Origin of the sequence: Clostridium sp. (genome assembly GCF_050717635.1) — a bacterium.
In the GTDB taxonomy this organism is placed as follows: Bacteria; Bacillota; Clostridia; order Clostridiales; family Clostridiaceae; genus Clostridium_AD.
The window spans coordinates 56399-69168 of sequence record NZ_JBOITO010000041.1 but is presented as its reverse complement, the minus strand read 5'-3'; the positions used below and the strand labels follow the sequence as shown (position 1 = coordinate 69168).

At 30.4% G+C, this 12770-nt stretch carries 9 protein-coding genes; 5 read left to right on the top strand and 4 right to left on the bottom strand.

What is annotated here, in order from left to right; genetic code table 11:
- The first annotated feature begins 295 nt into the window (after nt 1–295).
- Together ACREWB_RS21470 and ACREWB_RS21465 are read left to right on the top strand one after the other, a co-directional pair.
- On the top strand, nt 296–565 hold the full coding sequence (locus tag ACREWB_RS21470; protein ID WP_431549522.1) for a hypothetical protein: 270 nt from the start codon (nt 296–298) through the stop codon (nt 563–565).
- Nucleotides 566–790: 225 nt separating this feature from the next.
- Nucleotides 791–2506: a PDDEXK-like endonuclease domain-containing protein gene (locus ACREWB_RS21465; RefSeq protein WP_431549521.1), complete on the top strand. Its 1716-nt coding sequence runs from the start codon at nt 791–793 to the stop codon at nt 2504–2506.
- A 432-nt stretch (nt 2507–2938) separates the two neighbouring features.
- Here ACREWB_RS21465 and ACREWB_RS21460 read toward each other — a convergent pair whose 3' ends face one another.
- Together ACREWB_RS21460 and ACREWB_RS21455 are read right to left on the bottom strand one after the other, a co-directional pair.
- Nucleotides 2939–5917, bottom strand: coding sequence for a DEAD/DEAH box helicase (locus tag ACREWB_RS21460; protein WP_431549520.1), 2979 nt, complete (start codon nt 5915–5917; stop codon nt 2939–2941).
- Between the two features lie 132 nt (nt 5918–6049).
- Nucleotides 6050–6448: a (deoxy)nucleoside triphosphate pyrophosphohydrolase gene (locus ACREWB_RS21455; protein ID WP_431549519.1), complete on the bottom strand. Its 399-nt coding sequence runs from the start codon at nt 6446–6448 to the stop codon at nt 6050–6052.
- 208 nt (nt 6449–6656) lie between these two features.
- Here ACREWB_RS21455 and ACREWB_RS21450 point away from each other — a divergent pair, with 208 nt between their 5' ends.
- The 3 genes from ACREWB_RS21450 (at nt 6657) to ACREWB_RS21440 (ending at nt 11255) form a co-directional block, all read left to right on the top strand.
- Entirely contained in the window at nt 6657–9833 is a 3177-nt protein-coding gene (locus tag ACREWB_RS21450) for a DEAD/DEAH box helicase (RefSeq protein ID WP_431549518.1), read from the top strand.
- A gap of 151 nt (nt 9834–9984) precedes the next feature.
- Nucleotides 9985–10638, top strand: a complete 654-nt coding sequence (locus ACREWB_RS21445) for a hypothetical protein (RefSeq protein ID WP_431549517.1) — start codon at nt 9985–9987, stop codon at nt 10636–10638.
- A 188-nt stretch (nt 10639–10826) separates the two neighbouring features.
- Nucleotides 10827–11255, top strand: coding sequence for a helix-turn-helix domain-containing protein (locus tag ACREWB_RS21440; protein WP_431549516.1), 429 nt, complete (start codon nt 10827–10829; stop codon nt 11253–11255).
- Nucleotides 11256–11331: 76 nt separating this feature from the next.
- Here ACREWB_RS21440 and ACREWB_RS21435 read toward each other — a convergent pair whose 3' ends face one another.
- Nucleotides 11332–11841, bottom strand: coding sequence for a hypothetical protein (locus tag ACREWB_RS21435; protein WP_431549515.1), 510 nt, complete (start codon nt 11839–11841; stop codon nt 11332–11334).
- Nucleotides 11828–12574 (bottom strand): homing endonuclease associated repeat-containing protein, encoded by a 747-nt coding sequence (locus tag ACREWB_RS21430; protein ID WP_431549514.1) that lies wholly within the window; start codon nt 12572–12574, stop codon nt 11828–11830. Before ACREWB_RS21430 ends, ACREWB_RS21435 begins: the two co-directional genes overlap by 14 nt.
- Nucleotides 12575–12770: the final 196 nt, after the last annotated feature.

Here is a 12770-nt window from a genome sequence, read left to right as displayed (position 1 = left end):
GACAAGTTTCGAGAGAAGATTGAACTAAATTAGATGAACATCATTCATAAAATGTGAATTAAGGGAAGCCCAAAATGGCTTCCCTTAAAAATTATCATATTATCAACACTGTTATTAAACATAGCCTAAATATAAAGAGTTAGTTAATATATGTAGTTCTGTACTAGCAGAGGAAAAAGCTCATAAGTTCTACCGATTAAAGAATATAACAGGAGATAATAAGTATTCACTATATATAAAAGAAAATATTGATATTTATGACTTAGAAGATTCCATACATGAGGTAGAAAATTTATTGGGATTATATGAAAAATATTTAAAGGAATTCAAAAGTTTATTTAAGTATTTCTCCCATTCAAAGGACTTGGCCATTAAAAATACCTTATTAGATGAAAGTGCTAGGAAAATAAATGAAGGTGAGAATGGTCAACTACTAGAAAAGCTAACGAATGGTTCAAAATTTAGAATAAGTTATTGGCTGAATTTAAAGAAAAATAAAGTTAAAGAAGAAGAAAATCTGAGACTATTTGAAGAAAAACAAAGAGAAATTGATAAAAAACTTTAAGAAGAAATTTCCAGCATAAAAGAAATAACTGGGAAATTTGAATTCCTAAAGGTTATATTAATCTCAAATGAGTTTGATAAAGTAGTCCAAAATTTTGATAATAAACAAGAAACTTTAGACAGCCTAAATCTAATATTAAATGTTTTAAATAAATATGAAGAAATAAGTTCACTAAAAGGTACAGTTAATGATATTAAAGAAAATCAAATAACAATATTAGAATATGTGTATTCTAAGGAAAATAATTTTCAAAATGCACGACGGTTATTAACTAAATTACCATTGTTGTCCACTCAGGTTCATATTTCTAGATTACAACGTGAATATGCCAGAGAGCTAGAAAGTATAGAAAATTTCGAAACAATAAGGAAAGAAATTTCTGATACTATGGTTAGCAAGAGAAAGATTGTGCCCATGTATTTAAATCAAAAATGGGATAATCTCGCTTTGCAAAATAAGGGGTATAATGAAAAGCTTTGGAAGGAGATGTACAGACAGTGTACAAAAAAGAGTAAGCTCCTCCATATTAGAGAGTTTGTTTCAAGATTTTCTGACAGTATCTTTGAGCTTTATCCCTGCTGGTTACTATCGCCTGAATCAGTTTCAGAGGTATTACCTCTAGTAAATGGTTTATTTGATGTAATTATATTCGATGAAGCTTCTCAGATATTCATTGAATCAGCAGTTCCAACAGTCTATAGGGGCAGAAAAGTAGTAGTTGCAGGTGATGATAAGCAGTTAAGACCTTCATCAACTTTTAATGGTAAATATGATGAAGAAGAAGAAGAAGGTGATGATATAGAAACTGCTGCAGCTTTAGAGGAAGAAAGTCTTTTAGACTTAGCAAAGTATAGCTTTGCTTCAACTTCACTTTATTATCACTATAGATCAAAATATGATGAACTTATTAATTTCTCTAATTATGCCTTCTATGGTGGAAAGCTTGAGGTTTCACCAAACAGCACTAAGGCAAACAAAGAAGGAGTACAGCCTATAGAAAGAATTAAGGTTGAGGGTAAATGGATAGATAGAACAAATCCTAAAGAAGCAATGGAAGTTGTTAGGTTAGTAAAGGATATTTTGAATAATAGAAAAGAAAATGAAACTATTGGTATAATTACATTTAATATTACTCAAAAAGACTTAATTGAGGATTTATTAGAGATAGAAGCAGGTAAAAACCTTGAATTTGGTAAGAAGTATTATACAGAGAGCGACAGAGTGGAAAATAATGAGGACTTTAGCTTATTTGTAAAGAATATTGAAAATGTACAAGGAGATGAAAGGGATATTATAATATTCTCTACTGCGTATGCAAAGAATGAAAATGGAAAAGTAACATCTAGTTTTGGTTCTTTATCTCAAGATGGTGGAGAAAATAGATTGAACGTTGCTATTAGTAGAGCTAAGAAAAAGGTTTATCTTGTTACTTCCATAGAGCCAGAGGACTTAAATGTTGATTCTTCAAAGAACATTGGGCCTAAGTTATTTAAGAAGTATCTTCAATATGTAAAGGCAATTTCACAAGGCAATAATGAATTTGCACAGGAAATACTTTATAGCTTATGTGATTCTGGAACTTCACGAAATGAAGAAGATCATTATGATTCAGATTTTGAAAATCAAGTTCATGATGCTCTTAAGAAGGAAGGCCTAATTGTTGATACTCAAATAGGGGTATCTGGTTATAAGATAGACTTAGGGGTATATGATAAGGAAAGCTCTAAGTATATTTTAGGGATTGAATGTGATGGTGCAGCATTCCATTCTTCTAAGTCTGCCAGAGAGAGAGATATTTATAGACAGAGATATCTTGAAAGTAGAGGCTGGAACATCATTAGAATTTGGAGTAAAGACTGGTGGACTAATTCTCATAAAGAAGTTTACAGAATTGTAAAAAGAGTCAATCAAATAATGGATGGAATAAAAACAACTCCATAATAATATTACTAAAACCCAACAATACATAAACATTATCAGAGAAAATATAAATGTCGGTAAATTTAATATTATAGTCCTATAGCAAATGCTAACATTTTGCTAACATGATTAAATAAAAGAGATGTTAACGATTGTTAAATGAAAACCTTAAAGTCACTGATGTAACTTGGTTTACAGTGAATACAAGTTAATAGTTGTTAATGGAAGTTAAATAGTAAAACTAACTACGAACCAGTTGGTCACCGGTTTGAATTCGTTCATACGCACCATAACAAATATAGGTATCTCAAGCCATTGAGATACCTATATTTGTCAATGTGAAACGGGATAAATATTAAATTGCATGTTTTAACACGACGTTTAATGATATTATGTATTAGTTAAGCTACAAAGCTTATATATCAGAATTTAATATAATTTTTGAAATGAAAATCACGAAGTAATGTAATCGAAAAGATCTTCTCTTATAGGTGTACACAACTGATACCTAATTTCCACGGCGCTCTTATTAGTATTCCCCATAATAATCGGGTTAGGAACACCTACAGCATTAATCTTCCCCAAATAGTAAAACTCTTTTGATAATTTATCATCCTTATTTTTTCTAACAAACAAGCTCATTTCAACACCATCTTTTTCAGCATTATATGCTTGTACAACATCAGCAGACACTTCTGTTCTACCTGATTTAGATATTGCAATTAATTGTGAAGAGGACTCAAATCTATCTTCATAATTTATAGAATCACTAATATCTTGAGATTTATTATAATTGATAAATACGGGATAGGTTTTACTTTTCTTATCAAACTTGTAACCTCCGATATTAAGGGCTACTTCACCTTTTTCCCATTCTAATAATCGACAAGCATCCTCATATGTATATTTTTGATACAATTGAAAACTTGTATTCATATAACGGTCACTATAAAATCGGTTATATCTATCTATACCAAACTCAATCAGTTCTACAATAATTTCCTTGAATTCTTCGTTTTTTAAGTTTTCAATAAAAATCTCTGAGATTTTATAGTCAGAGTCATATTTTTCTAAGAAAATACATTCCTTATATGTTGCTTTACCAGCTCCACTAGTAAACTCATTTGTAAGCACATTGACTATGGAAGTCTGTGTACTATCCTTAAAGGTTATATCGTATTCTTCTTTTAGAATGTGCTTTAGCCTAAATATTAAATTAACCTTATAATTTATTGCACATCTAATCATTTCTAACTCATGGATTCGTTTTCCAGAAGCAAGCTTTTTAGAAATAAATTCTATAAAAGATTCTTGGACGGAGTTAAGCTGTATATTATATTCTTTCTCATACTTTGTTAAAAACTTGTGATATGAACCTAAGCTCTTATTATCAAAAATCCTTATAGGGTCGATGGAATCATGTAAATCAAAATCATTTAAGCTAGGAATTTTACCTAACTTTTGTTTTAAGCTATTGTAACTCTCCTTAATAAGTTTAATATCATTAAAATTGGCCTTATCAATAGAAGCAAAAATACGTTTTTTAGAAATTTCATCGAAATTCACGGTAGAGCAACCAGGAATTATTCTATTACCTTCCATAACATATTTTCTAATAGTATCTTTATTATAGGTACGATCTCCTGATAGTGCTATAGGAATTAAAAAGTTACTATCATAGTTTCCTACAAAGTCTATTATGACAACAAATTCTTTATAATCATATTTTCTAAGACCACGTCCTAATTGCTGTATAAAAATTATAGCAGATTTAGTAGCCCTTAACATAACAACTTGATTAACTGAGGGTATGTCTATTCCTTCATTAAAAATATCAACTGTAAAAATATAATCTAAACAATTAATGAGTTCATCTTGTTCTAAGCGCTCAATAGCTGCTTCACGTTCTAGTTGAGTATTATCTCCAGTTAAAGACAATGTTTTTAAGCCACGAATATTAAACTTAATTGATAATTCTTTAGCTTCTTTTTTATCACTACAAAATATTAGTCCTTTTACTCTATCACTACAATAACCATAAAAGTTAATTTTATCGATAATATGATTAACCCTTTGGTCATCTACTAAATATTTAAAATCTGTAGTATCATCGAGTCCATTACCATCTATAGATATATCTGTAATTCCAAAATAGTGGAATGGACAAAGTAAATCTTCTTCTAAAGCTTGTTGTAGACGGATTTCATATGCCACATTATAATCAAACATTTTAAAAATATCAAAATCATCAGATCTTTCTGGAGTAGCTGTCATCCCTAATAAAAATTCTGGTTCAAAATAATCCACAATCTTTTGATAACTAATGGCACCGGCTTTATGAACTTCATCTATAACAATATAATCAAATTCATTCTTAGGAAAGCTTAATAATACTTCATCTTTTGATAAAGTCTGAACTGTTGAAAATATAAAATCTTTATCAATATCTTTTGAGTTACCTGAAAGAATACCCATACTTTTAGTATCCCCGAAAACATCTTTAAAGCTATCTAAGGCTTGTTTTGAAATTTGTTCTCTATGTACAATAAATAGAGCTCTTGTTGGATTGAAATTTCTAATATCAAAAGCAGATAAATAAGTTTTACCCGTACCGGTAGCTGAAATTAATAAAGCTTTTTTGGCTCCGTTTTCTCTTACCTTGTCTATAGCTTGAATTGCAGATACCTGCATTTTATTTGGCTTTAGTGTGTATTGAGAAAGTCTAGGAACACTGCTTTTCCTAGCAGATTCTCTTTGTTTTAAATATATCTTTTCATAAGCATCAATCCACTCTAAAGTTAAATTAGCAGCTTCATCCCACATAGCTCGAAACTCATTTAATACTTCATCTGTTAAAGAGCCTTCTTCTAAAGAAGATATCCTTATATTCCATTCTTTATTTTTAGTTAATGCGGATTGAGTCAAATTAGAACTACCAATAATAAGCCTATAATGATCACTATGTTTAAAAATGTACCCTTTTGTATGAAAGTTATCTTTAGAATATAACCTAATATGGATATTAGAAAACTCTAAAAGTTTCTTTAATGCCTTAGGTTCACTAAAGTTTAGATAATCTGTGGTTAAAATTTCACCTTTGATTCCCTTGTCCTCTAAGTATTTAAAGGTTTCGAGTAGTGGAGTAACACCGCTGCTTGTAATAAATGCCACAGATATCATAAACTGATCGCAGTTCATAAGCTCTACAACAATATCACTTAATACTTTACTACCTTTACTATAATCATTTAAAATAAGCTTGGGTCTCAATACTAAATTGGAATTTACAAAGCTGTTTATTAATCCTGTTTCATTCGCGTTTAAAATTTCCTTGGCAATATTAATTTTACCTTCATAGCTTGCATCAATTGTTTTAAAATCTATAATAGATTCTAAATTCTCTTTTTTCTCTATTTCAGCTAAATTATTCATAGTTATCCTTCCTTGAAAAGCTGCTTATTTTTTAAGTTTCACTTGATATTATAACATATATGTATAATTCTAACTTAGATAATTGTATTTACTTAGGTAAAGGGATGTAACAGAGTGTGAATGGAGAAAAGACTATAACTGTTCTAATACAAGTTGAGTTACTGCTGGAATATCTGCCGGAGCCCAATTTAAAGAAAGTAAATTCTTTCTATGTAACCATATTAATTTTGAATGCTCGCTTATGGTAGGAGTGCCAGTAACTAAGCGGCACTTAACAGTAATTAAATTTACTGTAAATTTATCATACTCGTGAGTGTTATCATTAAATATATCAATAAATTCAACTCCACATGCTAGTTCTTCGTGTATTTCTCTTTCAATAGCTTGTTTCAAAGATTCACTACCTTCAATTTTACCGCCAGGAAACTCCCACATGTTTGGAATGGCCATTAGTGGAGAACGAAGAGCACATAAGATTTCATTATTTTCATTTTCAATAATAGCGCCTACGACTTTTATTAATTTCTTCATATAAAACACCTCTAAATAAGTTTAGCATAAAAGGGGTGAATGTAAAAGCGATGGATTATTAGCTTTTATCCATTTCTTTTCCTATAGAATTGTAAGACAAGGGGATAATTACCAATATTTACACTTGAGGGTAGCAGGTAAGAAGGGAATCCCCTCTTAGATCTCGAATACTCCATATAATAGCAATTAAATTGGAGGTATATGCCCCATGTTAAAAGAAGGAGTTTACGAACAGATTATATATGAAGATCTTAAAAATCAATTAGAGAAACTAGATTCAGATAAATATATTTTGCAAAAGGAACCTATTGATGTAGAGGAGGCTAGAACTCAATTATCCAGCTATGTGTCCTCTGTGGTAAAGAAATGCCTAAGGTTTATCAGAGAAAACAATAAACAAAGCGATAAGGAAGCGATGTTATCACAGATTAAAGCTTGCAATGAGCTCATTCAAGGGTTAAGTAAGCTCGCAGAGGATAAGAATATTGAAAATCTTAAAATTGATGAAGAAGGTGAAATCCTTACAGCGTTGTATTCAAAGATAAACAATATAAGATCTGTCAAAGAAGCGAAAGCAATTAGACCTGTAACTCCACTTTCTCAGAGCTCACTTTTCACTGGCACTGTTCAGGAACCTAACATGATGGGCGAGATAAAAAAAGAAATACTCTGCAGTGATTCTGTGGACATGCTTGTATCATTCATTAAATGGAGTGGGCTTAGATGCATCATTGATGAGCTTAAGGAATTTACTGAAAATGATGATCATAAGCTTAGGGTTATTACAACATCCTATATGGGAGCAACAGATTACAAAGCTATAGAGGAACTGAGTAAGCTTAAGAATACAGAGATTATGGTTTCATATGATACTGATAGAACAAGGCTTCATGCAAAGGCTTATCTTTTCCAAAGAGAGACAGGGTTTACTACGGCATACATAGGATCCTCAAATCTATCAAATGCTGCGTTAACCTCAGGCCTTGAATGGAATATCAAAGTATCAGAAAAGGATTCCTTTGACATTGTAAAAAAATTTCAGGCTACATTTGAAAGCTATTGGAATGATGATGAGTTTACCTCCTTTAATGGCCAGAATGAAGAGGATAAAAGAAGACTTAAAAGTTCATTGAATAAGGAAGGGAAAACTGATAGTGATGTAAATTTTATGTTTGATATAAAACCTTATTATTATCAAAAGGAAATTCTGGAGAAACTAAAGGCGGAGAGAACTTTATTTAACAGATACAAAAATCTCATTGTTGCAGCTACGGGAGTAGGAAAGACTGTAATTGCGGGGTTTGATTATAAGGATTTTACGAAAGAGCATAAGAAAGATAAAAATAGGCTTTTGTTTATTGCTCATAGAGAGGAAATATTAAAACAAAGCAGAGATACCTTTAGGGCTATCGTAAAGGATAATAATTTTGGAGATTTATTTGTAGGTGGAAATGTGCCAGATTCATTGGATCACTTGTTCATGAGCATACAAAGTTTTAACTCCACTAAACTTTATGAAAAAACCACAGCAAATTTTTATGATTTCATTATAATAGATGAATTTCATCATGCAGAAGCACCATCTTATCGAAAGCTACTGGATTATTATGAGCCTAAAATATTACTGGGATTAACAGCTACCCCTGAAAGAATGGATGGTAAAAATGTATTGGAGCACTTTGATGATAGGATAGCAGCAGAAATGAGACTTCCAGAAGCTATAGATAGAAAGCTTTTGAGTCCATTTCAGTATTTTGCAGTTTCTGATTCTATTGATCTTTCTAAATTAAAATGGACAAGGGGAGGCTATGAAAATAAAGAATTAGAAAATGTGTATACCAATAACGATATTAGGGTAAATGGTGTAATAACTAGTCTTAACAAATATGTTACTGATATTGAGGAAGTTATAGGGCTTGGGTTTTGTGTAAGCGTTTTGCATGCTAAATATATGGCTGATAGATTCAATGAAAGTGGGATACCTTCCATGGCTGTATTAGGTGAAAGCAGTAGTGAAGATAGAAGCAGTGCTAAAAGAAAATTGGTAAGCGGAGAAGTTAAGTTTCTATTCACTGTTGATTTATATAATGAAGGTATAGATATTCCTGAAATAAATACTGTGCTATTTTTAAGACCCACAGAGAGTTTAACGGTATTTCTTCAGCAGCTAGGAAGAGGACTTAGACTTAGTGAAGATAAAGAATGTTTAACGGTTTTAGATTTTGTAGGCCAAGCTCATAGGAGTTATGATTTTGAACAGAAATTCAAAGCTCTAATGGGAAGGGCAAAGCACTCAGTAGAACACAGTATAATTAATGGCTTTTTAAACCTGCCAAAGGGTTGTTATATACACCTAGAAAAGCAGGCTAAAGAATATATACTAAGAAACATAAAGGACGCAAGGGTCACCAAAGCAAACTTGATAAGCAAGTTAAAATACTTTGAAAGTGACACAACTCGAAAGCTTACCCTAAGTAATTTTTTAGAGCATTATAATTATACCTTGAATGATGTATATGGCAAAAGTGGAGATAGAAGCTTTAGTAGGATGAAGGTAGAGGCAGGAATAATGAGGGACTTTGAAAATAAAGATGAAGAGATAATGACGAAGCGACTGAAAAACTTATTTCATATAAATTCAAGAAAACTTATTGAGTTTACAACAAATATATTAACCTGTGGTAGGATAATGCAAGGCTATGAGTTTAATAAAGAAGAGAAATTAATGCTTGGAATGATATACTATAGCTTTTATTTAGAAGCACCAGAAAAGATTGGATTTAATTCTTTTGAGAAAGTTTTGGCTACTTTTTATGAAAATAATAAGGTAATGATTGAAGAAGCATTTGAGATATTACAGTATAATTACAATCATATTGATTTTGTTGATAAGCCTGTAAATTTAGAGTTTATTTGTCCTATAGATTTATATTGCACATATTCTACGGACCAAATCATGGCAGCGTTAGGATACTTTGATGAAAGTGTAAAGCCTGCATTTAGAGAAGGCGTAAAGCATTTTAAAGAAAAGAAGCTTGATGTTTTTTTCATAACATTAAATAAATCAGAGAAAGATTATTCACCTTCTACACTATATGAGGATTATGCTATTAATGAAAGACTATTTCATTGGCAAAGTCAGAGCAGAACAACAGTGGAAAGTGATATGGGACAAAGATATATTAACCACTTAAAAACTGGTAATAAGATAATTTTGTTTGTACGTGAAAACAAGAAGAGGGATGGATTAGTTTCAGCATATACTTATCTTGGAGAGGGAGAGTATGTTCGTCATAGTGGTAACAGCCCTATAAGTTTTGTTTGGAGACTTAAGGAAGATATGCCAGCTGGACTTATGAGGGTGGCTAATAAGAGTATTGTTTAGTTGTTTTTAAATAATTAATTATGGATGGGAGGTTTTTATTGTATTAGGTATATGGTTTAGAAAAATTATATATAGTTTATTTGTTTATAATAAAGATGGATATGATAAGAATGGTTTCAATGAGAAAGGGTTTAATCGAGTGGGATATAATTTGGAAGGTTTGGACAAAGACGGTTATAACAAACGAGGATTTAACAAACATGGATATAACGTAAGAGGCTACGATAAGTCAGGTCATGACATAGTTGGTTATAATAAAGATGGATTTGATAGGACAGGTTATAATAAATTAGGATATGATTTAGAAGGATACAATACTTTAGGGTATAGTAGAGATGGATATAAAAAAATTGGATACAACAACGTCAAGGTGAATACTAAACATATAGCTAAATTAACTAAAACAACTAATTTAGGAGTTAGTAATTCGAATATTATTAATAATGTTTTAGAAGATTCATTTATGAAATTGAAATCGTTTGAAAATAAAGAATTTATATTAACAGCATTAAATATGATAAAGGGAAATAGTGAAATATTGGATGGTGTTATTGGGTATTTGATTACAAAAAAATATTGTAAGAATACTTTCGAGTTACAATTTGAACTATTACGAGAGATTAAGCCGGAGTTCACTTCTGATCAAATAAGGCGTTTACACTATGATAATGCAAATTGTATTCATCTACGATATTATAAAAAAGATATTTTTGTATACAAAGATAAAAATTATATAGTGTGCAATCATTGGTTTGACATCCAAAGGGATAAATTTATTAGATGGGCAATTGAAGAATTTGCATAGAAACCCCAAAGTGTTTTGACTAATCTGATAAAAACGGGGATACAATGATACTGAGAATTATCTATCGTTTTCAAAGAAGTATATATTAATTTTTATTAATAAGATTAAATATAATAGTAACCATAGAGTAGAGAAGCGGATGTTTGGCCATAATTATAAGTAAAGTTACAGTTATGGAGGAGTTTATTTTGAAAACTTTTGGAGAGAGATTTAAGAGCGTAAGGTTGTCTAAAAATTTGACTCAAAAACGATTAGCAGATGAATTTAATGGTCAATATGGCTATGCATTTACAAAAACAACTATTAGCCAATACGAAAATAACAAAAGAATACCGGAGATGAATGCTATTAGAAATTTTGTAGAATACTTTAATGTTTCATTAGATTATTTACTCTGCAATGATATACATGTAATTAAGGAATTAGACGGGACAGATTATAAGTGCAATGATGGTTCTCAATTTATTGAATTAGAAAAACTAGCAACCTTGATAAAAGGTTTAGTAGAAGAAAAGAAAATACTTCGCAATAATAAGGGATTAAATGAAGGACAAAGAAAAATAATATCAAATGGTATTGATATTATTTATGGGTTAGTAAAAAACGAAACGGAATAGTGATGATAAAATAGTACACATTTAATTTGTGGACAAGTATGCTATTTTATCATGGTATTGTGGATAAGATTAAATATTAGTGTTTATAGCCTATAGGATTATCTAAAAAATTTTTTAAGTTTTCATAATTTCCAAAATTGTCATTAACCCAATGATAGCTAGGCAGGTTGTTTTTAGTGCCAAACTCATTAATGTACGGTAACCGGTTGTGAAAGGTTTTAAATTCTATTATTGAATCAAGCCTTAATTCTACTTTGGTGGCAATAGACAAATTCTTTAATTTAAAATAATCAAGTCCAAGGGAATTAATGCAATCTTCAATTCCACCCCAATACTTAAAATAAACCTTTTGAGTATAAGTCGTATTAGGGGGAGCTAACTCTCTCCATAATGGTAACCGTCCAAGTTTATTAATAAGATTTAATAAATCATCCTTAGCTATTTTTTCATTGAAAGATAAGTTAGCTAAAGTATTTATATCTAAGTCAGCTGCTTTTAATGCATTGTTAAATGTCCCAAAGAGTATAGTTATAGTTGTTGAAGAGGGGTAGTCTGGATTACCTATAAAGTCTCTAGTATATATCATAACATAATTCATGATAACCTAGTGCTGATAACCTCATAATTATTTCATCTGCAAAAACATATTTCAAATTTGGAAGATTTAAACCAGGCCTATTATTTTTATTTAAACACCAATATTCTACTGATGCACCTTTGTCAGTAGCTTTTTTATATTGTTTCCTTTTGTGTTTACAAGCATAGTTAGAAGTTGCCGCATCAATTACTTTATGTTTAAGTGGAATATATATATATGGTTTGAAATCTAAGCCAAATCCACAGTATTGAAATAAACAGTCTCCCTCTAAAATTGAAGCTGATATTTCAACTAGATACTGCCATGCAGACCAAAAGTCTTTAAAATCTAAAGGAGATACACCTGCTAAGTTTAAGATGTCATTCCAACAAGATACCTTAGTATCGGTTTTATAATAAATAAAGTGCCTATAATATGTTTTGAAATGGGGATATTTATTACTATTATCAAAATCAGATGTTGTAGGTGCTCGTTTAAATTCATTAAAGAAATCCTTTATTATTTGCAGTAATTCTTCATCACTTATAGTTGAATATTGCTTAGATTTATAAGGAAGCATAACTCTACCTTCTTTGGAAGCCTTTCTTTCTTTATATCTTCTATTAAGATATTTATTGCATTCCTTGCAGTATTTTTGATGACCATCTTTAGAGGATTTATTTAAATTAAACTCTATTAGATTCTTAGTTTTTCTGCAGTATTTACATTGCTTATATTCCATAGTAACACCAACCCTTTTTTATTATTCCTTCAAGGTTAGTATTTGTAATTAGCAATTTAGTATACGTCTATATGGTACATATAAGTAAAAGTTTACTTTTGTGTTAATTATGTATAGTTAATGGAAAAAATCTTATTTGAAGCAATGTAAAAACAAACTCTAGCCTTGGTTTTAATTATTAAAGATTTAAATAGAG

Excerpts from the sequence above, each read along its gene's own strand:
- ACREWB_RS21460 (WP_431549520.1), bottom strand. The coding sequence starts at position 5,917 with ATGAATAATTTAGCTGAAATAGAGAAAAAAGAGAATTTAGAATCTATT.
- ACREWB_RS21455 (WP_431549519.1), bottom strand. The coding sequence starts at position 6,448 with ATGAAGAAATTAATAAAAGTCGTAGGCGCTATTATTGAAAATGAAAAT.
- ACREWB_RS21450 (WP_431549518.1), top strand. The coding sequence starts at position 6,657 with ATGTTAAAAGAAGGAGTTTACGAACAGATTATATATGAAGATCTTAAA.
- ACREWB_RS21435 (WP_431549515.1), bottom strand. The coding sequence starts at position 11,841 with ATGATATATACTAGAGACTTTATAGGTAATCCAGACTACCCCTCTTCA.
- ACREWB_RS21430 (WP_431549514.1), bottom strand. The coding sequence starts at position 12,574 with ATGGAATATAAGCAATGTAAATACTGCAGAAAAACTAAGAATCTAATA.